We start from the raw sequence: 21,002 nt of genomic DNA on the forward strand, positions 1-21,002 counted from the left end.
GGCCTCACCAGAAAGGACAAGAACGATGGGTCTGTCCTGGCAGCAAGGACCACTCGCCCCCGGCGCGATCGGCCGGTTCCTCGTCCCCGATCCGCTGCCCGAACGGCTGTTGTTCGCCGAGCCGCTGCGCCGCCGCATGCGCGTCCGGTTCGGCGGCGTCTGGGTGGCCGACAGCGAGGAGGTCGTGCTGCTGCACGAGCCCGGCCGCTACCCGGTGGCCTACTTTCCGCTCGGTGACATCACCGATGGCGTGCTTCAACCCAGCGAGCGCACCACGCAGCACGCGGATCTGGGGGCGACAACCTGGTACACGGTCCAGGCCGGCGGGCAGAGCAGATCACGCGCCGCATGGCAGCACACGGAACTCGCTGCCCACGCGAGCGACCTGAAAGACCGGGTCGCGTTCGCGTGGAGAGCCATGGACGCCTTCTACGAAGAGGACGAGCGCATCGTCGGTCACGCCGCCGACAGCTACCACCGCATCGACATCCGCCAAACCAGCCGTCACCTCATCGTTCGCCACGACGGCCGTGTCATCGCCGACACCAACCGTCCTCTCGCCCTGTACGAGTCCGGCTTCGCGCCCCGCTGGTACGTCCCGCGCGCCGACGTCGACGAGTCCGCGCTCACCCCGAAACCGGGCCAGACGTTCTGCCCGTACAAGGGTCTGGCCAGCTACTACGACATCGCCGACGCCCACGGCGCGGCTTGGTCCTACCTCGACGCCTGGCCCGAGGTCGGACGCGTTTCCGGCCTGGTCTCGTTCGAGCCGGACAAGATCGAGGTGTACCTCGACGGCGCCCGACTACGACTCGAGCCCGGCCAGTCCGTGATCCCGCACGGCGCCGACCGCGACCTCACCACCGACGAGGTGGTCAACGGGCGGCAGCGATGACCATTCCACCCGCACCCACAGCGACGGCCGTGGAAGGACTCGGCCAGATGCCGGTGGTGCTATCGGTGAACGTCGGCATGCCGCGCGACGTGTCCTGGCAGGGCAAGACCGTCTACACCGGGGTGTGGAAGCAGCCGGTGGACGGCCCGGCGATGGTCCGGCGGCTCAACATCGACGGGGACGGCCAGGGCGACACCAACGGCCATGGCGGCGAGCAGCGGGCCGTGCTCGTCTACCAGATCCAGTCCTACCGGTACTGGCAGGAACACTTCGGACGGGACGACTTCAGCTTCGGCCAGTTCGGAGAGAACCTGACCGTTGACGGCCTGCCTGACGACGAGGTTTGTATCGGGGACCGGTATCGAATCGGCGAGGCCGAGTTCGAGGTCACGCAGCCTCGGGTCACCTGCTACCGGGTCGGCCTGCGCCTCGGCAAGCCTGACCTGCCCGCGCTGCTGGTCGGCCACCACCGTCCTGGCTTCTACATGCGCGTCCTCACCGAGGGACGGATCCAGGCCGGCGACCGGGTCGTCAGGACCAGGCGCGGTCCCGGCGCGCTGAGCGTGGCCGACACCGACGCGCTGCTCTACCTCCCCGGCCGCGACCCCGCCAAGCTGCGCCTCGCCGCGCAGATTGCCGCCCTGAGCCCCGGCTGGCAGGAATCATTCCGCGAGTTGCTGATCACCGACGGCGCCGACCCTGTCGCCGCGCCGCCCACGCATACCGGACCGGCCTGGGCGGGGTTCCGGGCGCTCCGCGTGACCCAGGTGGTTCCGGAGAGCACGAACGTGTCCTCTGTCTACCTCACCGCCACCGACGGGGCCCAACTCCCGGCCGCACAGGCCGGGCAGTACCTGACGCTGCGGATCCTCGGTGCCGGTCATCCCGCTCCGGTGCGCAACTACTCCTTGTCGTCCCCGCCCGATGCCGGCATGTACCGGATCAGCGTCAAGCACGAGCTACACGGCACCGCCAGCAGCTACCTGACCACCAGCCTGCGCCCGGGTGCGATCCTGGAGGCGGCCGCACCCCGCGGCGCCTTCGTCCTCGACGCCCGCACCGGGCCCGTTCTCCTCATCTCCGCCGGCATCGGCCTCACCCCGGTGCTGTCGATGCTGCACGAACTCGCGGCCGCAGGCAGCGAACGCGACGTCTGGTGGATCCATGGCGCCCGCGGACCGCGTGAACATCCGCTGGCCGCCGAAACGCATGCGCTGCTCGCTACCCTGCCGCACGCCCACGACCACGTCTTCTACAGCGCAGCGACACCCCGTGAACGTCACCGTGCGCACGCTGCGGCCGGGCGCCTCACCAAGGACAAGCTGATCGAGCTGGCCGTTCCGGCCACCGCGACTGCCTATGTCTGCGGGCCGGCCTCGTTCATGGCCGACATGCAACACGCCCTCACCGCACTCGGAATCGACCCCACCCGGGTCCACACCGAGCTGTTCGGGGCAATGCCCGCAATCACCCCCGGGCTCACCGACAAGACCCGCCGGCCATCACATCAGCCGCTTGGACCTGCCGGAACCGGGCCGCTGGTGACCTTCGCGCGCAGCGGCATCTCCGCACCGTTCGCCACCAGCCGCCGCAGCGTGCTCGAACTCGCCGACGCCTGCGACATCCCGGCGCGGTGGAGCTGCCGGTCCGGTGTATGCCACACCTGCACCACACCCCTGCTCTCCGGTGACGTCACGTACTCCCCGTCCCCACTGGAGCCCCCCGCAGACGGAGAGGTGCTCATATGCTGCGCCCAGCCCCGCACCGCCATCGTGGTGGACTTGTAAGGCCAGGGGAACTCAATGACAACACACCCCAGACCCCACGCACGCCCGATGCACGGCACGGCGACGAGATTCGCCGGTGATGGCAAGCCACGGTCCGGGCGGCACGCCGGGCAGGCAGCTGGGTCGGTCGCATTTCGCCACGTCGCCGCCCGGTGCCCCGGGCCAAAGTCCGGGGTCGAAAGCGCCGATATCACCGAACTTCCGACAAGGGGTCGCTAGCGTTGGCCATCGTGACGGAGTGCCAGGTCATCGTGCGACCAGCCACGCTTGAGGACGAACCCGTCGTCTACCAGCTGGCGGCGAACATGGCCACCAGCTTTGCCGTGGAACGCCGCGCCTTCCGAAACAGCTTCGTCAGCCTGATCGAGGCAGACGAGGCGTTCGTATTTGTCGCCGACGTCGGAGGACGAGTCGGCGGATACCTCCTCGGCTTCACCCACTTGACGTTCTACGCCAACGGCCCGGTGGCCTGGGTCGAGGAGATCGCCGTTCAGCCGCAGCTGCGACGACAGCGTCTTGGTGCACTACTGATGGCGGAGTTTGAGAGCCAGGCCACCGCGGCAGGCGCGGCGCTCATCGCACTCGCGACACGACGAGCCGCGAGCTTCTACGACGCGATCGGATACGAACCGAGCGCGACCTACTTCCGCAAGAAACTGTGAAGCCGTGGACTCCGCCCGATACCCGGCACCGCTCGGAGATCGAGGGGAGGTGGGCGCTGCGCACTCATCGGTGGTCCAGGCACCCGTCGGGGGTTCCCCGGGAGCCGGGAAAGCGGGACAGTCGTTTCCTCACGCAACCGAGGCAGGGCGCGGGGAGGCCGCAATGAGCACGACGGATGTCGGCAGCAACGACGCGAGCGGGACCGCGAGCGTCGAGACCGTCGACATGAAGCTCGAGGTGGTTGTCATCCCGGTGTCCGATGTCGACCGCGCGACGGAGTTCTACGGGCGCCTCGGGTGGAGACAGGACGTGACGCCGCCTGGCGTCGTCCAATTCACGCCGCACGGCTCCGCGTGCTCGGTCCAGTTCGGCGCGAACCTCACGTCAGCCGCGCCGGGTTCGGCCAGGGAGTACTTGATCGTCTCCGATATCGAGGCGGCCCGGGACGCGCTGGCCGCCGCCGGGATCGAGGTGAGCGAGGTCTTCCACCTCGGTCCGGACGGCCCGGTCAGCGGTCTGGATCCGGAGCGCCGCAGCTACTTCTCCCGTGCCTCGTTCAGCGACCCGGACGGCAACAGCTGGCTGCTGCAGGAGATCACGACCCGGCTTCCCGGGCGCATCGAGGCCGCCGAGACGTCGTTCGGCTCGGCAAGCGACCTGGCGGGTGCGATGCGTCGCGCGGAGGCCGCCCACGGCGAGCACGAGAAGCGCACCGGGAAGGCTGACCCGAACTGGCCCGACTGGTACGCGGAGTACATGGTGAGCGAGCAGTCAGGTGCGGAACCGCCCAAGTGAGGGCAGGCGGCGGGGTGGTTCGGCCGAGCACCTGGGCGTGCCGGCCGGACCCGCGATCCTGGCCCAGACCGGTGTCCTGGAGCGCCTCGCCTGATCGTGCCACCCACGAGATCGACGTCATGGGGGATCCCGCGGCCGTGAACCCCGCTCACGTCGATCTCGCCGGGTTCGAGGAGCGCCATGAACAACTCGGCCCTACTGCGCCGCTCGCTACGGGCGGAGTTGTGCAGGACTCCTGGGCGTCCGTGATCGCGTATCTGCTCGGCAGCCGGCGCCGGGCTGATAGCGTCGAATCTCCAGCACGGACGGACCGACCGAGGAGGTGAGCACCATTTCCGCTTGTTCAGGCCGGTGCTCCCTCGCCGCGCCGTCCGCCTGAGACGGTCCGCCCCGGGAGCGCCCGAAGGCATCTCGAAGGGCTTCCTATGTCGGCTTTCCTGTCATCGCAACCCGGCTCCGCCATCGTCACGACGCTCCGGGCCGCCGGCTGCGTCTTCGCGGAGGACGAGGCGCAGTTGCTCGTCGCCAGTGCCTGCACACCGGAGGAGCTCGCCGTCATGGTCGAGCGGCGGGTCGCCGGTGAACCGCTCGAACACGTTCTCGGCTGGGCCGAGTTCTGCGGGTTGCGCATCGCGGTCGACCCCGGGGTCTTCGTCCCCCGCCGCCGTACCGCGCTCCTCGTCGAGCAGGCCGCTCGGCTCGCCCGGAGGGGCTCGGTGGTCCTCGACCTGTGCTGCGGCTCGGGTGCCGTCGGGGTCGCGATCGCGGCTGCCGTCGACGGGGTCGAGCTGCACGCCGCCGAGCTGGAACCCGCGGCGGCGCGGTGCGCGGCGCGAAACGTCGGGGCGGTCGGCGGGCACGTCCACCAGGGTGACCTCTACGGCGCGCTGCCCGCTGCGCTGCGCGGGCGCGTCGACGTGCTCGTCGTGAACGCGCCGTACGTGCCCACCGAGGCGATCGCGCTGATGCCGCCCGAGGCCCGCGACCACGAGCCGCGGATCGCCCTCGACGGCGGCGCGGACGGGCTTGACGTGCAGCGGCGCGTCGCGGCAGGGGCAGGGGAATGGCTGGCGCCCGGCGGGCACCTGCTGATCGAGACGAGCCGGCGGCAGGCTCCGCTCACCGAGGCTGACTTCGCTTGCAACGGACTTGACCCGCGCACGGTCGGCTCGGCCGAGCTGGACGCGACCGTCGTCATCGGCGCGATGACGGGCCGGCCGCAGGGGGAGTGAGGCCATGCATTGGCAGAGCACGTGTGCGGATGCACGCGGCGTGGTCGCTCAGGACGCGCGGCTGCGCCTGATCCGCTCCGTCTCCTTGCCGATCTCGTAGAGGCGGCAGGGCCAGACCGGTGCGGCCGTGGTGGGGAACCGGCATCCGCGGCAGTGTCCGGTGGCGTCGGCCGTGTGCTCAACCAGGATCCGGCGCAGCGCGGTGGCCGAGCAGGAGACCGCGAGTATCTCGGCGATGCTGTGAATCTGGTCGGACGGCTCCTGCGCCATGGGGACGCCTCCTGTCAGGTCGCGTGCCAGCCGGTCAAGCCGTTCCTCACGTGCGACTGGAGCGGGTTGCGTTCCCATTGCCTGACATCCCCCTCGGTTCGCCCCACCGTGTCGCGCAGCGGCGTCGAACCCTGTGCCTGAGCCTCCGTCATGGTCCACTGGCGCCGCGGGTCGTTGCCGAGCCGGTGGCTGCCGCGGCGGAATCGGGCCCGTAGCCCATCGACGAGACGGGACGAGGCTCCCGTGACGTCCACCCTGTGCACACCGTCGGCGTCACCGGACGCGAGCGCTGCAAACAGTGTTGAGACGTGCACGGAGAGGAGTGTGCCGGTGGTCCCTTGCAGATGCAAGTCGGTCGTGCACGTGCACGCGTGCCGTACGAAATGCACGTGCATCTGCACGTGGCGTCGCGCGAGCGCTCCGGATTGAACGAATTCATCTCACTCGATCGAGCGGTTGACGTGCGCAGATCTCCCTGCTGTGTCCATTGCTGGATGGCATGTCGTGCCGTACAGGCGGCGGATGCATCCGTACGAGACATTTGCAATTGCATCTGCAACTGGTACTTTTTTGCCATGGACGGTGCGCCCACCCAGTGGATGGGGGAGTTCGACATGCATCATGAGGACCGCAACGGGCTGTCAGCGGCACTGCTTCCTGGCGCCGTCTGGCGGAAGAGCAGCTTCAGCGGTCACCAGGGCAACTGCGTCGAGGTGGCTGAACTGGAGAGCGGCGAGGTGGCCGTGCGCAACTCCCGCTTCCCGACCGGACCCGCACTCGTCTTCACCCCGGCCGAGTGGACGGCGTTCGTCGGTGGGGTCGAGCAGGGCGAGTTCCCGGCCTGACCCACGATCAAGAGCTGAGCGCCCGGCCGCCGCATCGGCCGGGCGCTCTCTTCTGTGGGGGCGAATAGTGGCCCGCCTGGGTAGTGGGCGCGAGGTTCAGAGATCGCCCGCGGTGACGTCTGCCAGCACCTTGGACATCAGCTGGCGGGACTGGTCGGGAGTCTCCGCGTCGACTGCGAGCCGGTCGAGCGCCCGCCCGTAGAGCTCGATGTCGTCGAGGCTGTCGAGGTAGATCGCGCCGCCGAGGTGCTCGATGTAGACGACGTCCGGCAGCTCGGGCTCGGCGAACCGCAGGATCGTGAACGACCCCTCGGCTGCGTAGCCGCTCAGGTGCTTCGGCACGACCTGGATGGTGATGTTGGGCCGGCGCGAGGCCTCGAGCAGGTGCTCGATCTGCTCGCGGAGCACCCGCCGCCCGCCGAGGGGCCTGCGGAGCACCGACTCGTCGATCACGACCCACAGCTTCGTCGGGTTGACACCCGTGAGGATGCTCTGGCGCTGCATCCGCAGGTGGATCCGCCGCTCAGTGTCCGGCGGCGCGAAGTCGGGGCGGCCGCGGGTGGCGATGGAGCGGGCGTAGGCCTCAGTCTGCAGCAGGCCCGGCACGAACTGGAGCTCGTAGGCCTGGATGCGGGAGGCGGACTCCTCCAGCCCGACGAAGTCCTGGAACCAGTTGGGCATCACGTCGCTGTAGCGGCGCCACCAGCCTGGCTGGTTGGCCTGCCGCACCATCTCCAGGAACGTCTCGCGCTCCCCGCCATCGGTGATGCCGTACATCGTGAGAAGGTCGGCGACATCGCGCTCCTTGAACGCGACGCGGCCGAGCTCGAGGCGGGACACCTTGGAATCCGACGAGCGGATCGCGTAGCCGGCGTCGGCGCGGGAAATGTTCGCCCGCTCCCGCAGCCGCCGCAGGGCGGTGCCGAGCACAATGCGCCGGGCAGTGGAACCCCGCGCGAACGCGCTTCCCTGAGGGTCCGGCGTGGATTGGCTGCTCGTGGCCATCGGCTCCTCCCCGTGTGGGCTTCCGACCCGTCGTACCGGCCGGTGTGCTCACAGCAGTAGAAGGGCACCGGCGTCTGCCGAGCCTGAACCGTACACGCCGGGGGCCCGCGTGTGAGAGGTTGTGGCTACGACTTCAACCGGATCGTTTGCTGCCCTAGACTTCGGCGCTCGTCGCGAAGCTCGCTTTGAAGATCAACGGGGTTGGGGGATGAGTATGCCGGCTGCCGAGACTGCCGCTTCCGAAGAGGTCGTCCCGTCCTATATCGATGTGTCGAAGGCGAGCGTCGCGAGGGTGTACAACGCTTTCCTGAACGGCAAGGACAACTACGAGATCGACCGGGAGGTCCTGCGCCGGATCCAGCAGGTCGCCCCGGAGGCAACGCAGCTCGGTTGGGACAACCGTGAGTTCCTGATCCGCGCAACCCGATTCATTGCGAGCCAGACCGGGATCACGCAATACCTGGACTGCGGCGCCGGCCTGCCGACGGCCGAGAACACCCACGAGGTCGTGCAGCGGATCGAACCGGACGCCCGTGTGATCTACGTCGACAACGACCCGGTGGTGCTGGCCCACGGCCGGGCTCTGCTGGAGGAGAACGACCGCACCCACCTGGTCGATGCGGACATCTTCCGGCCGCGGCAGGTGCTGGAGAACGAGGTGGTGCGGAAGTACCTCGACTTCACCGAGCCGATGGCGCTGTACCAGTGCGGCACGATGCACCACTACACCGGCGATCGCTACGCCGAGATCATGCAGGAGTACATCGACGCGCTGCCGTCCGGCTCGTATGTCGCGCTGAGCCATTTCTACGACCCGGAGAGCGACGAATTCAGCGCTCTGGCGAGAAGGCTCGAAGAGGTGTTCCTGCACAGCACGATGGGCAGCGGGTCGTTCCGCACGCGAGAGCAGATCGAGAGCATGCTGCCCGGCCTCGAGATCGTTTCGCCAGGATTGGTGCTTTGTGCCGAATGGTGGCCGGACGGGCCGCGGGTCAAGCCGCTGGCGCCGATCCAGAGATGCATCGTTGGTGCCGTGGGTCGGAAACCCTGAGCGCGGGACGGGGATTTGGCGACGATCACCCTTTCGGGCCAGTCGCGTTGACGCCGCGTGACCACATCCACTCCATTCGAGGGGTGGGGTTCCGCGGCGTCGGCGCCTGCCGCTGAAACGAACGGTCAGCGCGCGGCCCCGAGACGCGCGTGGAGCTCGGCGTCGTCGGCGACGAACCACAGATGGCGGCCGCGGTTGGCCTCGTCGACGAACGCGCGGAACGCCGAGCTGTGCTCCATGTGTTCGGAGATGTCGCCCACGATCGCGAGCTGCATCCCGTAGCCGGTGAACTTCTGCACGATTTCGCCCGCGACGCCGGTGGCGAGGGTGAAGAAGCCCGGGGTTAGCCGCTCGACCGGAAGCACGATCAGCGCCACGTCCTGCCCGTAGGTCTCGCCGATGACGTCCACGGCGTCCTGGTAACCCTGCAGCACCGGACCGTCCGGCGCGCAGACGAGTGCGCGCAGATGGCGCAGGGTGGTGACGTGGTCGGTCATGGCGGCTCCTCGTGATCGACCCCAGTGTCGTCCACCGGTTTCGGGCGATCAGGTAGTTTTCCGACCGTCTTCCGTTGCGCGGCAATCCGACTGGTCCATCCCTCCCGACCTGGATGGACTGCGCCGCACGCGTGACTCCCGCGCTCTCTGGAGGTCCCGATGCCCGCCACGGCGACGGTTCTGCTCGTCCACGGTGCATGGCACGGGCCATGGATGTGGGGTGCTCTCCTCCGCGAGATGCCGGACGTGGACGTGCGCACCGTCGCGCTCCCGTCGGCTGGGCGTGACCCCGCCGCACTCGGCGACCTGCATGCCGACGCGGCGGCGATCCGTTCCGCCGTGGCCGCGATCCACGGGCCGGTCGTGGTGTGTGCCCACTCCTACGGCGGCGTGCCGACCACGGAAGGCGTCGCAGACCTGCCGAACGTGGTGGGGATCGTCTACCTCTGTGCGTTCCAGCTCGACATCGGCGAGTCGCTGGCAAGCGCCGCAGGCGGGACCCTGCCCGACTGGTGGGACGTGCACGCGGCCGAGGGCTACGTCGACGCGCAGCGGCCGCTGGAGGTCTTCTACAGCGACGTGGACGAGGCGGTCGCCCGCGACGCGATCATGCGGCTCGGCCACCAGTCGCTCGTGGCGTTCGGCCAGCAGGTGAGCAAGGCCGCGTGGCGGACGATCCCCAGCACGTACATCGTGTGCGAGCACGACAGGGCGGTGCCGGTGGAGGCTCAGGAGGCCATGGCGCGACGCGCGACGCGCGTGTTGCGCATGCCCGCCTCGCACTCGCCGTTCCTGTCGCGGCCCGCGCAGCTGGCGGGGATCCTGCGTGCCGAGCTGGCGGCGTCGAGGCAGCTCGCCGGCTAGTGATCCTCTAGGAGGATCCCTAGAGCAGGCCCAGGCTCTCGACGGCGACGAAGGCGCCGACGAGCCCGAGCAGCACGCCGAACGCCCTGGTGAGCAGGGTGCTCGACAGCCGGTCGGAGATGGACTTCCCCGCGAGCGTACCGAGCACGGCCGCGAGGGCGAACGGAAGCACAACCGGCCAGTCGAGCCCCGCGAGCCCGGCCCTGGACGCGAGCGCCGCCACGGCGTTGACGGAGAGGATCACCAGCGACGTGCCGATGGCGGCGACCATCGGCAGCCGAAGCACGAGGACCAGCGCGGGCACCACGAGGAAGCCGCCGCCGACGCCCAGGAAGCCGGTCAGGAAGCCCACCGCGGCGCCGCACCCGACCACCCGGACGGCCGTGCCGGTCCTGGGGCGGGTGAGTAGGGCTCCCGAACCTGCGGAAGAGGCGGTGGTGTCCTCGGCAGGTTCGGGGTCGCCGCCGCTCAACAGCATGGCCGCCGCGGCGACGAGGGTGACACCGGCGAACGCGAGCAGCACCACCGGCCCGGCGACGTGCTGGTTGAGAACACTGCCCAGGTAGGCAGCGGGGATGCCGGCGGCGCCGAACGCGAGGCCGATGCGCCAGGCGATCGTGCCGGCCCGGAGGCGGGCCAGCACTCCGACGACGGCCGTGCAGCCGACGATGACGACGCTGCTCGCGGTGGCGGCCTGCGCCGACTGACCGAGGAGATACACGAGCACGGGCACCGTCAGGACGCCGCCGCCCCCGCCGAACGCCCCCACGACGAGCCCGATGACGAGGCCGATCGCGGCCGTCCCCCACATGGTGAGCATCTCGGCTCGAAATGTACGGTCATTAGGAATGCGCAGCAAGTCGCCTGTGACGGTCGCGACCCGGGTGTGATCGGGAGATCAGACGGCAGATCAGAAGTGCACGGATGCGCCGTGCGCGGCCCTGCTGGCCGCCGCCGCACGCGCGATGGCCCTGCGGATCCGCTCGCGACGGGAGGCGCCCTGCGCATGCGGGTACGGCGGCTCGGCGCGAGAGGGCTCGAAGGCCTCGGGCTGCTTGGCAGGTTGGGGCTTGGCAGGTTGGGGCTCGGCAGGCCGGGGCTCGGCGGGGCGGGTGCCTGGGCTGGTCATGGTTTCCCTCGGGCCGGTGGGGCGGGCGGCAACGCGGCCCCGGCCTCGTATCAGGGAGAGGTCAGCGGGGCGGCGCGGCCCGGCGACAGCGGCGGTCATCGACCGAGAGCTGGTCCATCGCCAGCAGGCACACGCAGAATGCGTGCGCGGGCGAGGAGCAGGTGGTCACGGTGCCAGTGCAGCACGCGGGGCCGTGACGGCGCAACGACACGCGGAACTCACTGCGTCCTGGCGATATGGCGTCGCGCCAGACGACCGAGCGCGGCCGCCCCTGCCGTGACCGCCGTGAGCACGGGGGCGAAGAACAGCGCCCCGGCCACCCACATGTTCGCCCCGATCACGTCCGCCGTCGCGCTGTGGATGCAGAACAGCGCGAACGCGGGCAGCGTGACGCCGACCAGTGCCGTGAGCACCCCACGGGCGTAGCCGCCTGCCGCTGCGAGCACGGCGAGCCCGATGGCGGCCGACGTCCAGTGCTGGCTCGTGATCGGCGAGGCGTACGCGAACGGGTCGCCTGGCTCGGGCTCCACGCTCCAGTCGGGCGGGAACACGAGCCACCAGAGCGCCACCGTCGCGACGCCCAGCACGACGGCGAGGGCGACCGTCCGCAGCGGCCTCATCCGGCCTCCACGAAGGCGATGAGCGGCTCGACGCGCACGGGGGTGGCAAGGCTGTTCGCGATGAAGCACTCCCGGTGGGCCACGTCCACCAGGTGCCGGACGCGCTCCTCGCTCGGCCCCGTGACCAGCGTGATCCGCGGCCGGAGCACGATCTCGGCGAGCCGCACCGGCTTGTCCCCTTCGGGCATCGTGGCGGTGGCGTCGTCGCGGTAGTCGCGCACGTCGAGCCGGGCCCGGGCGGCCACGGCGAGGAACGACAGCAGCTGGCAGGACGCGGCGGCGAGCACCACGAGCTGCTCGGGGTTGAGCCGGCTGGGATCGCCGCCGAAGGCCGGGTCGGAGGTGAGCGTGAGCTCGGCCTCGGCGGGTGGGGCGGAGCCCCGGTGTGACCGGTCGTAGTGCTGGTAGCCGACGGCGGTGGACCCGGACCACGAGCACTGGGCCCGGTAGTGATGCACGCGCGGTTCGGTCATGTTCGGGACGGTAGCCGCTGCGGCGGCGCCGATGATCTCCTGGCGTTCGGGTCAGCGGGCCGGTGCGCCGCCGTCCTCCACGCTTGTCGGGTCGGCTTTGCGTCTGGGCGCCAGTGGGCCGCGGGAGCGGTGGCTCAGCCAGCGCCTGCCCGTCTGCAGGACGCGGCTGAGCGCGTTGGGTCCGCGCCTGGCCTCGATCAGGTCACCGATCCTGCCGAGGAGCCAGCTCACCAGGGGAGCGACCACCGCCAGGATCAGCCACATCCGGAACCGCGCGGACAGGAAGGCCCACATGCCCCAAGAGGGTAGGTGCGATCGCCGGATGCCGCACGACGCAGACGGGGCTTTCTACATCTTCGCCGCGGCGCTCTTGATCGCCTCACGGATGCGGAAGTAGGTGCCGCACCGGCAGACGTTCTCGATCTCGTCGATCTCGGCGTCGGTGGGGTTCTTGGTGCGCCGCAGCAGCGCCACTGCGGCCATGATCTGGCCGGGCTGGCAGTAGCCGCATTGGGCGACGTCCTGCTCCAGCCATGCCTCCTGCACCGGGTGCAGGTTGTCGCCGTCGGCCAGGCCCTCGATCGTCGTGACGTCGTGGCCTTCGAGGTCGGCGACCGGGGTGACGCAGGGGTTGAAGGCCTTGCCGTCGATGTGGCTGGTGCAGGCCTTGCACACGTCGATCCCGCAGCCGTACTTCGGCCCGGTGACGCCCAGCTTGTCCCGCAGCGCCCAGAGCGCGGGAAGGTCGGCAGGGGCGTCGACGGTGACCTCGCGCCCGTTGACCGTGAAGGTGTAGTTCGGCATGTCCGTCTCCTCTCGGTTCAGCGGGTCTCAGCGGGGGAAGGGGTCGAAATCGACCGGGAAGTGGATCGGGAAGCTGCGTGGCTTCTTCCCGGTCGCGCGCGCGTAGGCGTTCGCGATCGCTCCCGTCGCGGCGGGGAGACCCAGTTCGCCGGCCCCACCCGGTTCGCCGTCGCCGGGGAGGATGAAGATCTGCACGTCCGTGGGGCTGTCCTTCTGCCGCGCGTAGTGGAAGTGCGAGTAGCTGCCCTCGAGCGGGAGGCCCTTCTCGATGTGCAGGCCCGCCCGCAGCGTCACGGAGATCGCGTCGGTCAGTCCGCCGAGCAGCTGCGCCTTGAGCCCACGGGGGTTGATCGGCAGCCCGTAGTCGCCCGCGATCACGGCCTTCGTGACGCGCGGGTCCTCCGGGTCGGAGGCGTCGAGCTCGACCAGCACGGCGGTGCGCGACCCATACTCCTCGTGGAAGGCGATGCCCTGCGCGCACATGTCGTCCATCGAGCGGCCCCAGTCGCCCTCCTCGGCCACCTTGTCCAGCACGGCGCGCTGGGCATCGGACTTGAGGAAGGAGCGGCGGAACTCGTAGGGGTCCTGGTCCATCATCGCCGCGAGCTCGTCGACGACGATCTCCTCGGTGCCGCGGGAGCTGACCGAGTACACCGAGCGCCACGCCCCGGTGTGCATGTTGAGCGGCACCTCGTTGAGGATCTGCTCCACCACACCGAAGTTGTAGGGGCTCTTCACGGTGAGCAGGAAGACCGTCTGGGCGAAGCCGAAGTTGCCGCCGGGCAGCCCGGCCGAGGTCGCGGTGAGGATCTCGCCGAGTCCGTGCGTCCAGTCGGTCTCGACGAACGCGGTGTGGTGCTCCATCCGAAGCACCGTCCCCGCAGCGGCGGTCACCCGGTAGCGGTGGTGGGCCGCCGGGCGGGCCCTGCCGTGGCGCATGTCGTCGGTGCGCGTCCACATCAGCTTGATGACGCGGCCGGTGGCCTGCGAGATGCGTGCGGCCTCCAGCGGCCCGTCCCAGAAGAGCCTGCGCCCGAAGGACCCGCCGCTCTGCACGACGTGGCAGGTCACGCTCTTCTGCGGGAGCCCGAGCTCCTTCGCGATCTGCTGCTGCGCCACGATCGGCGACTTCATGCCCGCCCAGATGTCCGCGCCGTCGTCACGGACGTCCGCGACCGCCGAGTTCGTCTCCATCGGGGCGTGGGGGAGGAACGCCCAGTCGAACTCGAACTCGTGCTGGCCGGGCAGCGTCACCGGCGGGATGAACGGGATCGTCGCCTGGCGGAGCTCCTTGCGGATGTCCTCGTCCGACAGGTCGTCGATCGGGCCGGGACCCCAGGTGACGTCCAGGGCGTCCTTGGCGTCCAATGCCTGGCCGAACGTCTCCGCGACAACCGCGACGCCGGTCTTGATCACCGCGACGTCGAGGACGCCGGGCATGGCCCGCACCTTGTCGAGGTTGTTGACCTTCTTGACCGTGCCGTTGATCGTCGGCGGGCGCCGCACCATCGCCGGGGTGGCGCCCTTGATGTCGAGGTCGAGGGTGTACTTGAAGGAGCCCGTCACCATCTCGCGGGCGTCCACGCGCCGCTGTGACGTGCCGACCAGGGTGAACTCGGACGGCGACTTCGCGCGCACCACGAGGTCGGCCATCGGCAGCCGCGCGGCGAGCGCGGTGAGCTCGCCGTAGCCGAGGCTGCGCCCGTCGTCGGCGTGGACCCGGCCGCCCTCCGTACGCAGGCCGTCCGCGGGCAGTCCCCAGCGGTCGGCCGCAGCCCCCCGCAGTCGCGAGCGGGCCGCGGCGGCGGCGGCGCGCACCGGCCCGTACACCGAGCGGATCGAGTTGGAACCGCCCGTGAGCTGGTTGAACATCAGCTCCGGGCGGGCCGGCGCCAGTGGCATGTCGACGGCGTCGAGGGGGAGATCGAGCTCCTCGGCCACCAGCATCGCCACGGCCGTGGTGAGGCCCTGGCCCACCTCCATGCGCGGCAGCGCGACACGCACCCGGCCGTTCTCGAGGATCTCGACCGTGAACAAGAGGCCCTCGGTGGGGCGGCCCGCGAGGATCAGGACGTCGCCGAGGTCCTGGATGTCGGCAGGCTGGGGCAGGCTGGGCGTGGGGAACGCGGTGGCCTCGCCTGGGGCGAAGGCGTCGATGCCGAGTTTTGTCGCCACGGTGAGGGTCGAGCCCGCCACGAGGTAGGTCAGGAACTTCCGGCGCCCGACCAGTTGGTCGCGGAGCCTGGTCGGGGCCGCCTGGTGGCGTCCGCTGGCGGGCCGGTCGGTGGTGGGGGTGGCCATCCGGGCTCCTCCTCGGGGCACGTCTTCGTGCCCGTCATCCGGGTCAGGGATCGGTGGTTGCGCCTCTCGCGGACGCGCGATGACCCGGCTCGGGAAGATCCGTGTCACTTGCTACCAAAACGAGGACGGGGCGCACCGGAAACGTCGAAGATCGGCGGAATACGTGGGAGGGACGCTTTTCGCTCGTGTGGGTGAACGCCGGTACATTGCTGGCCGTGTGTGATCAAGTGGGGGTGCACTCTCCGCTCACGGGGCCGTCGGGCGCGACCGCGCGTTCACCCGGTTGCAGACCGAAGCGGCGTTGGAAGATGCCGGAATCGTGATCGACCCGCCGGTCGGTGGGGCTGCCGCAGCATGACCGGACCGCAGTAAAGTCGTCTTTACCGAACGGGGAACGCCCGAGCGCGCTCCTGCGTTGTACGGCATGGAGCACTACACGCTTCCGAGGAGGATCCAGGTGCGCACCAGCAGCAACCCGGCGTTCCGCAACCTGCCAGGAGGGCAGGGCGGCGGCTACGCCACGTTCGACCGCCAGGGTGGTGCGATGGGCGGAGCCGCCTACGCCGATGCCCAGGCGGCGCAGGTCGGCTACGGCCGGGCCGGCGGGGGCGAGCGGGCGCTCACCATCGACGACGTCGTCACGAAGACCGCGATCAGCGCGGGTTCCGCCCTCGTGGCCGGTGTACTCACAGCGGTCAGCGGGCTCACCTTCCTCGTGCTGCCGGCGTTCATCGTCGGCCTCGTCGTGTCGCTCGTGCTGATCTTCAAGCCGCACCTCGCGAAGGCCCCGCTCGTCCTGACGTACTCGATCGCGATGGGTGTCGTCCTCGGCGGCATCACCCAGGTGTTCGAGTCGATCTACCCGGGCATCGCGACGCAGGCGATCATCGGCACGGCGGGTGTCTTCGTCGGCATGCTGGTCGTCTACAAGACCGGCGCCGTGAAGGTCACCCCGCGGTTCACCAAGTGGCTGATGGGCGCGCTCATCGGCGTCACGGTGCTGATGCTCGCCAACCTCGTCGCCGGGCTGTTCGGAGCGAACCTCGGTCTGCGTGACGGCAGTTGGCTCGCCATCCTGTTCAGCATCGTCGTGATCGGTGTGGCGGCGTTCAGCCTGCTGCTCGACTTCGACCAGGCCGACCAGGCCATCCGCAGCGGTGCCCCGGCGCACTTCGCGTGGTACATCGCTTTCGGCCTCATGACCACCCTGGTCTGGCTGTACATCGAGATCCTGCGCCTGCTGAGCTACCTGCGCCAGGATTGATCGCTTGGCCCGCCGCGAGGTGAGCCGAACAGAAGCGGCCCGGCACCCTCCGTGGGTGCCGGGCCGCTGTCGTTCGCGGTAGGGGCTCAGGCCATCTCGGGAACCCGAAGGTGGGCCAGGGCCAGGTCGAACTCGGCCACGTCGAGGAACTCGATGCCCATGGTCTGGCTGGTCCGCTCGCGCATCGCCTCGCCCGGCTCGCGGCTACGGTCCATCGCCTCGCGGCTGTCGAACGTCATTGACGACACCGAGCGCCCGGAGTCGCGCTCCACGAGCAAGCTGGCGCTGCAGAACCCGTCGAGCTCCTCGCTGGCCGGCAGGACCGTCGACTTCCAGTAGTCGACCGCCCGGTCGAGCTCCTGCGGTTCCGTGCGCACCCAGGTGACTCGTACGCACGCTCCCGGCTCCGAGGTGTGGGCGCGGTGCAGAACGGCGATCTCCCACTCCTCGACCTGCGGGCGGTCGGCGCCCATCATCTCGGCCGCACGCTGCCGGGACGGCCCCAGCTGCTGGTCACTGGCCCGCATCGCGGCCTCGTCCCGCCAGGCGCTGGTGGTGATGGTGCGCCCCGTCGAGCGGTCCGCCAGCATCGACAGCCCGACGAAGCCGTCCAAGGCCTGGAGCATCGGCATGACCTCGTCGCGGACGAACCCGACCCCCGTGTCGATCGATCCCGGGTCCGCCATGATCGTAATGGAGCGTGCGTACACGGCCCACCGCCTTCCGGACGGGGCAGCGCCCCGGCGGCGCCGCCGGTCGCGCCACACCCTCCTCTCGACGGGGGCTGGTGGCAACGCCGGTACGCTCGCGCTCCTAGCTGAGGCGCTCGACCACCATCGCCATGCCCTGGCCACCGCCGACGCACATCGTCTCCAGGCCGATCGCCTTGTCGCGCGACCGCAGCCCGTTGAGCAGGGTGGCGGTGATGCGGGCACCGGTCATACCGAACGGGTGCCCGAGCGCGATCGCGCCGCCGTTGACGTTGAGCTTGTCGGGGTCGAACGGGTCGATGCCCAGGTCGCGCGCCGACGGCAGGACCTGCGCGGCGAACGCCTCGTTGATCTCGACCAGGTCGACGTCGTCGATCGTCATGCCGGCGCGGGCCAGCGCCTGCCGGGACGCCTCCACCGGGCCGAGCCCCATGATCTCCGGCGAGAGCCCGGAGACGCCGGTGGCGACCACCCGCGCGAGGGGCGTGATGCCAAGCTCGGCGGCCTTGGTGTCGGACATGACGACCAGCGCGGCCGCGCCGTCGTTCAGCGGGCAGCAGTTGCCTGCCGTGACCCGCCCGTCCGGCCGGAAGACCGGCTTGAGCTGGCTGACCGCCTCGTAGGTGACGCCTGCGCGCGGCCCGTCGTCCTTCTCGACGACCGTGCCGTCGGGGAGGGTCACCGGCGTGATCTCCCGGGCGAAGAACCCGTTGGCGATCGACTTCTCGGCGAGGTTCTGCGAGCGCACCCCGAAGTGGTCCATGTCCTCTCGCGTGACGCCCTTGAACCGCGCGAGGTTCTCGGCGGTCTGGCCCATCGGGATGTAGACGTCGGGGAGGTGCTCGTCCTCGCGCGGGTCGTTCCAGTCGTCGGCGCCATCCTCGGCGATGTGCCTGGTGCGGTCCTCCGCGTCGCCGAACACCGGGTTGTGGGTGTCGGGCCACGAGTCGGAGCTGCCGCGCTCGAACCGCGAGACGGTCTCGACGCCCGCGGAGATGAAGACGTCGCCCTCGCCGGCGCGGATGGCGTGCATGGCCATCCGGGTGGTCTGCAGCGACGACGAGCAGTAGCGCGTGACCGTGGTGCCCGGGAGCGTGTCGTAGCCGAGCAGCACCGCGACCACCCGGGCCATGTTGAAGCCCTGCTCCCCGCCGGGCAGGCCACAGCCGAGCATGAGGTCGTCGATGTCGGCTGGGTCGAGCTGCGGCACCTGGCCGAGCGCTGCCCGCACGACCTGAGTCGTCAGGTCGTCGGGACGGATGGACGCCAGGGACCCCTTGCGCGCGCGGCCGATCGGGGATCGGGCCGCCGCGACGATCACGGCTTCGGGCATCGTCATCTCTCCTCGGCGCTGGGTGGTTACCGGAGCGTACGTGTGAGTAACTCGGTGCGACCCCGGTCGGTTCATCCTGACCGGAGTTGTCAGGTTTCCCCGTCATCCTCAGGGCATGGCCACCTGGAAGGACATCGAGAACGCCGAACCGGGGTTCGCAGCCCGGGTCCGCGCGATCTTCGACGCACACAAGCACAAGACGATCGCCACGCTGCGGGCCGACGGGTCGCCGCGCATCTCCGGCATCGAGGCGGGGTTCGACGGCGGGGAGCTGACGTTCGGGTCGATGCCGCGCGCCCGCAAGGGCGACGACCTGCACCGCGACCCCCGGTTCGCGCTGCACAGCGCGAGCGTCGACCCGCCGGAGGGCGACGAGGCCGGCTGGCCGGGCGACGCGAAGGTCGCGGGCCGGGCGGTGCCGGCCGGGCCGGTGGACGGGATGCCCGGGGAGATGTTCCGGGCCGAGATCGACGAGGTGGTGGTCACCGGCCTCAACGCGGCGGCCACGGCGCTCGTCATCGAGACCTGGACGCCCGGGCGGGGGCTGCGGCGGGTCGAACGCTAGTAGCCCGGATCGGGGCTGTCGATTCCTGTCGTGCCCGTTCGTCATCATGCTGGTGGCACCCCGGCCACCGTGTGACCGTACGAGATGACGAGGAGCACGAGATGAAGTACATGCTGCTGATCTACGGGGCCCAGCCGTCCGAGCCGCAGTCGGAGGAGTCCATCCAGGCGGAGATGAACGAGTACTGGGCCTACGAGAAGGCCGTGGCCGACGCCGGGGTCAAGCTGGGCAGCGACGCCCTCCAGGGCACCGAGACGGCCACCACCGTGCAGGTCCGCGACGACGGCGAACGGGTGATCACCGACGGCCCGTTCGCCGAGACGCGCGAGATCCTGGGCGGCTACTACCTGCTCGACGTGCCCGACCTCGACGCCGCGCTGGAGTGGGCGGCCCGCTGCCCGGGCGCGCTCCACGGCAACAAGATCGAAGTGCGCCCGGTCCTGGAGTTCGAGGCGCCGTGACCACGGGGGCGGCCGGGTCCGTCCGCGCGGCCAGGGGGGATGCGACAGGCCGCGGCGGACGGACCCGGCCGCTCGCCACCATCGGGTCGACGGCGCGGTGAGCGCGGGGGCGGCTGGTTCGGTCGAGGCCGTCTTCCGGGAGGAACGCGGTCGGCTGCTCGCCGTGCTCGTCCGCCAGTTCGGAGATCTCGACCTAGCCGAAGAGGTAGCTTCCGAGGCCATCACGGCCGCGCTGGAGCACTGGCCCGTCGACGGGGTGCCGGGCAAGCCGGCCGCCTGGCTGCTCACCACTGCCCGCCGCAAGGCGGTCGACCGGCTGCGCCGCGACCGCGCCTACGCAGCGAGGCTCGCGCTGCTGCAGGCCGAGGCCGACCGCTTGGGGCCTGTCGTCGCCGAGGACAGCGACGACGTGCCCGACGAGCGGCTCCGGCTGTTCTTCACCTGCTGCCACCCGGCGTTGCCGCTCGAGGCGCAGACGGCCCTGACGCTGCGGTGCCTCGCCGGCCTGTCGACGCCCGAGGTGGCGCGGGCGTTCCTGGTGCCGCCGGCGACGATGGCGCAGCGCATCGTCCGTGCCAAACGCAAGATCCGGGGCGCCCGCATCCCGTTCCGGGTGCCGGAGGGGCCGGAGCTTCCCGACCGGCTCCCCGGCGTGCTCGGCGTCGTTTACCTGATCTTCACCGAGGGGTACGCCGCGAGCGCGGGTGACCGGCTGGTGCGGGGCGATCTGGCCGACGAGGCGATCCGGCTGGCGCGCATCCTGCACCGGCTGCTGCCCGGCGAGCGGGAGGTCGCGGGTCTGCTCGCCCTGCTGCTGCTCGTCGACGCCCGGCGCGAGGCCCGCACCGGCCCGGACGGGGAGTTGGTGCTGCTGGAGGCGCAGGACCGCTCGCTGTGGGACCAGGACCGGATCGTCGAGGGCCGCAGGCTCGTCGTCGAGGCGCTGAGCGGCCCGCGGCCTGGCCCGTACGGCCTGCAGGCCGCCATCGCGGCCCTGCACGACGAGGCCGCCGACGTCGCCACCACCGACTGGCCGCAGGTCGTCGCCCTCTACGACGTACTCGCGGAGGTGGCGCCGTCGCCATTGGTACGGCTCAACCGGGCCGTGGCCGTGGCGATGCGGGACGGCCCGGCAGCCGGGCTCGCGCATCTGGACGAGCTGGCCGCCGACGACCGCCTGCGCGGCTACCACCTCTTTCCGGCCGCACGAGCCGATCTGCTGCGCCGTCTGGGCCGGGCCGCCGACGCGGCGGTCGCCTACCGGGAGGCGCTGGAGCTGGTGGGCAACGAGCCGGAGCGCGCGTACCTGCGCAGGCGCCTGGCCGAGGTGGAAGGGACCTGAACGGGCCGGGTGCGGGGGGCCGGCTAGCTGGCTGTAGGTCTTGTCAAGTCGGTCGGTGCGCATGCTGACGGGCCTCGTGTTGAACGAGGCTGTGTC

General features: G+C 70.5%; 24 protein-coding genes. 12 read left to right on the forward strand and 12 right to left on the reverse strand.

Annotation, left to right across the window (positions count from 1 at the left end):
- Nucleotides 1-25 precede the first annotated feature (25 nt).
- From ABD143_RS37910 to ABD143_RS37930, 5 genes are all read left to right on the forward strand, one after another.
- A complete protein-coding gene (locus ABD143_RS37910) occupies nucleotides 26-895 on the forward strand; it encodes a DUF427 domain-containing protein (protein WP_343988667.1) in 870 nt (289 codons plus the stop codon).
- A gap of 47 nt (nucleotides 896-942) precedes the next feature.
- Nucleotides 943-2,682 carry an MOSC domain-containing protein gene (locus ABD143_RS37915; RefSeq protein WP_343988670.1) on the forward strand — a complete coding sequence of 580 codons (1,740 nt, stop codon included), beginning with the start codon at nucleotides 943-945 and terminating at the stop codon, nucleotides 2,680-2,682.
- A 230-nt stretch (nucleotides 2,683-2,912) separates the two neighbouring features.
- Nucleotides 2,913-3,344, forward strand: coding sequence for a GNAT family N-acetyltransferase (locus tag ABD143_RS37920; RefSeq protein WP_343988673.1), 432 nt, complete (start codon nucleotides 2,913-2,915; stop codon nucleotides 3,342-3,344).
- Between the two features lie 163 nt (nucleotides 3,345-3,507).
- Nucleotides 3,508-4,140: a VOC family protein gene (locus ABD143_RS37925; RefSeq protein WP_343988676.1), complete on the forward strand. Its 633-nt coding sequence runs from the start codon at nucleotides 3,508-3,510 to the stop codon at nucleotides 4,138-4,140.
- A 425-nt stretch (nucleotides 4,141-4,565) separates the two neighbouring features.
- Nucleotides 4,566-5,372: a putative protein N(5)-glutamine methyltransferase gene (locus ABD143_RS37930; protein ID WP_343988679.1), complete on the forward strand. Its 807-nt coding sequence runs from the start codon at nucleotides 4,566-4,568 to the stop codon at nucleotides 5,370-5,372.
- A gap of 48 nt (nucleotides 5,373-5,420) precedes the next feature.
- Here ABD143_RS37930 and ABD143_RS37935 read toward each other — a convergent pair whose 3' ends face one another.
- A complete protein-coding gene (locus ABD143_RS37935) occupies nucleotides 5,421-5,642 on the reverse strand; it encodes a hypothetical protein (RefSeq protein ID WP_343988682.1) in 222 nt (73 codons plus the stop codon).
- A gap of 575 nt (nucleotides 5,643-6,217) precedes the next feature.
- Here ABD143_RS37935 and ABD143_RS37940 point away from each other — a divergent pair.
- Nucleotides 6,218-6,487, forward strand: coding sequence for a DUF397 domain-containing protein (locus tag ABD143_RS37940; protein WP_343988685.1), 270 nt, complete (start codon nucleotides 6,218-6,220; stop codon nucleotides 6,485-6,487).
- Between the two features lie 96 nt (nucleotides 6,488-6,583).
- Here ABD143_RS37940 and ABD143_RS37945 read toward each other — a convergent pair whose 3' ends face one another.
- Nucleotides 6,584-7,492 (reverse strand): helix-turn-helix domain-containing protein, encoded by a 909-nt coding sequence (locus ABD143_RS37945; protein WP_343988688.1) that lies wholly within the window; start codon nucleotides 7,490-7,492, stop codon nucleotides 6,584-6,586.
- 214 nt (nucleotides 7,493-7,706) lie between these two features.
- On the opposite strand from ABD143_RS37945, the gene ABD143_RS37950 reads away from it, so the two are divergent.
- Entirely contained in the window at nucleotides 7,707-8,543 is an 837-nt protein-coding gene (locus tag ABD143_RS37950; protein ID WP_343988731.1) for an SAM-dependent methyltransferase, read from the forward strand.
- Nucleotides 8,544-8,668: 125 nt separating this feature from the next.
- Here the strand turns inward: ABD143_RS37950 and ABD143_RS37955 are convergent, their stop codons facing one another.
- On the reverse strand, nucleotides 8,669-9,040 hold the full coding sequence (locus ABD143_RS37955) for a DUF4180 domain-containing protein (protein WP_343988691.1): 372 nt from the start codon (nucleotides 9,038-9,040) through the stop codon (nucleotides 8,669-8,671).
- Nucleotides 9,041-9,199: 159 nt separating this feature from the next.
- On the opposite strand from ABD143_RS37955, the gene ABD143_RS37960 reads away from it, so the two are divergent.
- A complete protein-coding gene (locus ABD143_RS37960; RefSeq protein WP_343988693.1) occupies nucleotides 9,200-9,904 on the forward strand; it encodes an alpha/beta hydrolase in 705 nt (234 codons plus the stop codon).
- Between the two features lie 19 nt (nucleotides 9,905-9,923).
- Here the strand turns inward: ABD143_RS37960 and ABD143_RS37965 are convergent, their stop codons facing one another.
- From ABD143_RS37965 to ABD143_RS37995, 7 genes are all read right to left on the reverse strand, one after another.
- Nucleotides 9,924-10,724: a sulfite exporter TauE/SafE family protein gene (locus ABD143_RS37965; protein WP_343988695.1), complete on the reverse strand. Its 801-nt coding sequence runs from the start codon at nucleotides 10,722-10,724 to the stop codon at nucleotides 9,924-9,926.
- A 90-nt stretch (nucleotides 10,725-10,814) separates the two neighbouring features.
- A complete protein-coding gene (locus tag ABD143_RS37970; protein WP_343988697.1) occupies nucleotides 10,815-11,033 on the reverse strand; it encodes a hypothetical protein in 219 nt (72 codons plus the stop codon).
- A 218-nt stretch (nucleotides 11,034-11,251) separates the two neighbouring features.
- Entirely contained in the window at nucleotides 11,252-11,653 is a 402-nt protein-coding gene (locus ABD143_RS37975; protein ID WP_343988700.1) for a hypothetical protein, read from the reverse strand.
- Nucleotides 11,650-12,126 carry an OsmC family protein gene (locus ABD143_RS37980; protein WP_343988703.1) on the reverse strand — a complete coding sequence of 159 codons (477 nt, stop codon included), beginning with the start codon at nucleotides 12,124-12,126 and terminating at the stop codon, nucleotides 11,650-11,652. The genes ABD143_RS37975 and ABD143_RS37980 overlap by 4 nt, the downstream gene beginning before the upstream one ends.
- Before the next feature lie 51 nt (nucleotides 12,127-12,177).
- Complete coding sequence (locus tag ABD143_RS37985; protein WP_343988706.1) at nucleotides 12,178-12,420, reverse strand: hypothetical protein; 243 nt, start codon at nucleotides 12,418-12,420, stop codon at nucleotides 12,178-12,180.
- 54 nt (nucleotides 12,421-12,474) lie between these two features.
- Nucleotides 12,475-12,930 (reverse strand): (2Fe-2S)-binding protein, encoded by a 456-nt coding sequence (locus tag ABD143_RS37990; protein WP_343988709.1) that lies wholly within the window; start codon nucleotides 12,928-12,930, stop codon nucleotides 12,475-12,477.
- Between the two features lie 27 nt (nucleotides 12,931-12,957).
- Nucleotides 12,958-15,231 carry a xanthine dehydrogenase family protein molybdopterin-binding subunit gene (locus ABD143_RS37995; protein ID WP_343988711.1) on the reverse strand — a complete coding sequence of 758 codons (2,274 nt, stop codon included), beginning with the start codon at nucleotides 15,229-15,231 and terminating at the stop codon, nucleotides 12,958-12,960.
- 457 nt (nucleotides 15,232-15,688) lie between these two features.
- Between ABD143_RS37995 and ABD143_RS38000 the strand changes: the two genes are divergently transcribed.
- Entirely contained in the window at nucleotides 15,689-16,495 is an 807-nt protein-coding gene (locus ABD143_RS38000) for a Bax inhibitor-1/YccA family protein (RefSeq protein WP_343988714.1), read from the forward strand.
- Between the two features lie 86 nt (nucleotides 16,496-16,581).
- On the opposite strand, the gene ABD143_RS38005 is transcribed toward ABD143_RS38000, so the two are convergent.
- On the reverse strand, nucleotides 16,582-17,181 hold the full coding sequence (locus ABD143_RS38005) for a hypothetical protein (RefSeq protein WP_343988717.1): 600 nt from the start codon (nucleotides 17,179-17,181) through the stop codon (nucleotides 16,582-16,584).
- A 127-nt stretch (nucleotides 17,182-17,308) separates the two neighbouring features.
- Nucleotides 17,309-18,538: an acetyl-CoA C-acetyltransferase gene (locus ABD143_RS38010; RefSeq protein ID WP_343988734.1), complete on the reverse strand. Its 1,230-nt coding sequence runs from the start codon at nucleotides 18,536-18,538 to the stop codon at nucleotides 17,309-17,311.
- 115 nt (nucleotides 18,539-18,653) lie between these two features.
- On the opposite strand from ABD143_RS38010, the gene ABD143_RS38015 reads away from it, so the two are divergent.
- The 3 genes from ABD143_RS38015 (at nucleotide 18,654) to ABD143_RS38025 (ending at nucleotide 20,906) form a co-directional block, all read left to right on the forward strand.
- Nucleotides 18,654-19,103 carry a pyridoxamine 5'-phosphate oxidase family protein gene (locus ABD143_RS38015; protein ID WP_343988720.1) on the forward strand — a complete coding sequence of 150 codons (450 nt, stop codon included), beginning with the start codon at nucleotides 18,654-18,656 and terminating at the stop codon, nucleotides 19,101-19,103.
- A gap of 101 nt (nucleotides 19,104-19,204) precedes the next feature.
- Entirely contained in the window at nucleotides 19,205-19,564 is a 360-nt protein-coding gene (locus ABD143_RS38020; protein WP_343988723.1) for a YciI family protein, read from the forward strand.
- Nucleotides 19,565-19,661: 97 nt separating this feature from the next.
- Nucleotides 19,662-20,906: an RNA polymerase sigma factor gene (locus tag ABD143_RS38025; RefSeq protein ID WP_343988726.1), complete on the forward strand. Its 1,245-nt coding sequence runs from the start codon at nucleotides 19,662-19,664 to the stop codon at nucleotides 20,904-20,906.
- Nucleotides 20,907-21,002 lie beyond the last annotated feature (96 nt).

This window comes from Pseudonocardia aurantiaca, assembly GCF_039526725.1.
Lineage (GTDB): Bacteria > Actinomycetota > Actinomycetes > Mycobacteriales > Pseudonocardiaceae > Pseudonocardia > Pseudonocardia aurantiaca.

What these genes read in the sequence shown, in the direction of transcription:
- ABD143_RS37910 (WP_343988667.1), top strand. Translation starts at nt 26, where the DNA reads ATGGGTCTGTCCTGGCAGCAAGGACCACTCGCCCCCGGCGCGATCGGC.
- ABD143_RS37915 (WP_343988670.1), top strand. Translation starts at nt 943, where the DNA reads ATGCCGGTGGTGCTATCGGTGAACGTCGGCATGCCGCGCGACGTGTCC.
- ABD143_RS37925 (WP_343988676.1), top strand. Translation starts at nt 3,508, where the DNA reads ATGAGCACGACGGATGTCGGCAGCAACGACGCGAGCGGGACCGCGAGC.
- ABD143_RS37930 (WP_343988679.1), top strand. Translation starts at nt 4,566, where the DNA reads ATGTCGGCTTTCCTGTCATCGCAACCCGGCTCCGCCATCGTCACGACG.
- ABD143_RS37935 (WP_343988682.1), bottom strand. Translation starts at nt 5,642, where the DNA reads ATGGCGCAGGAGCCGTCCGACCAGATTCACAGCATCGCCGAGATACTC.
- ABD143_RS37940 (WP_343988685.1), top strand. Translation starts at nt 6,218, where the DNA reads ATGGACGGTGCGCCCACCCAGTGGATGGGGGAGTTCGACATGCATCAT.
- ABD143_RS37945 (WP_343988688.1), bottom strand. Translation starts at nt 7,492, where the DNA reads ATGGCCACGAGCAGCCAATCCACGCCGGACCCTCAGGGAAGCGCGTTC.
- ABD143_RS37950 (WP_343988731.1), top strand. Translation starts at nt 7,707, where the DNA reads ATGCCGGCTGCCGAGACTGCCGCTTCCGAAGAGGTCGTCCCGTCCTAT.
- ABD143_RS37955 (WP_343988691.1), bottom strand. Translation starts at nt 9,040, where the DNA reads ATGACCGACCACGTCACCACCCTGCGCCATCTGCGCGCACTCGTCTGC.
- ABD143_RS37960 (WP_343988693.1), top strand. Translation starts at nt 9,200, where the DNA reads ATGCCCGCCACGGCGACGGTTCTGCTCGTCCACGGTGCATGGCACGGG.
- ABD143_RS37965 (WP_343988695.1), bottom strand. Translation starts at nt 10,724, where the DNA reads ATGCTCACCATGTGGGGGACGGCCGCGATCGGCCTCGTCATCGGGCTC.
- ABD143_RS37970 (WP_343988697.1), bottom strand. Translation starts at nt 11,033, where the DNA reads ATGACCAGCCCAGGCACCCGCCCCGCCGAGCCCCGGCCTGCCGAGCCC.
- ABD143_RS37975 (WP_343988700.1), bottom strand. Translation starts at nt 11,653, where the DNA reads ATGAGGCCGCTGCGGACGGTCGCCCTCGCCGTCGTGCTGGGCGTCGCG.
- ABD143_RS37980 (WP_343988703.1), bottom strand. Translation starts at nt 12,126, where the DNA reads ATGACCGAACCGCGCGTGCATCACTACCGGGCCCAGTGCTCGTGGTCC.
- ABD143_RS37985 (WP_343988706.1), bottom strand. Translation starts at nt 12,420, where the DNA reads ATGTGGGCCTTCCTGTCCGCGCGGTTCCGGATGTGGCTGATCCTGGCG.
- ABD143_RS37990 (WP_343988709.1), bottom strand. Translation starts at nt 12,930, where the DNA reads ATGCCGAACTACACCTTCACGGTCAACGGGCGCGAGGTCACCGTCGAC.
- ABD143_RS37995 (WP_343988711.1), bottom strand. Translation starts at nt 15,231, where the DNA reads ATGGCCACCCCCACCACCGACCGGCCCGCCAGCGGACGCCACCAGGCG.
- ABD143_RS38005 (WP_343988717.1), bottom strand. Translation starts at nt 17,181, where the DNA reads ATGGCGGACCCGGGATCGATCGACACGGGGGTCGGGTTCGTCCGCGAC.
- ABD143_RS38010 (WP_343988734.1), bottom strand. Translation starts at nt 18,538, where the DNA reads ATGCCCGAAGCCGTGATCGTCGCGGCGGCCCGATCCCCGATCGGCCGC.
- ABD143_RS38015 (WP_343988720.1), top strand. Translation starts at nt 18,654, where the DNA reads ATGGCCACCTGGAAGGACATCGAGAACGCCGAACCGGGGTTCGCAGCC.
- ABD143_RS38020 (WP_343988723.1), top strand. Translation starts at nt 19,205, where the DNA reads ATGAAGTACATGCTGCTGATCTACGGGGCCCAGCCGTCCGAGCCGCAG.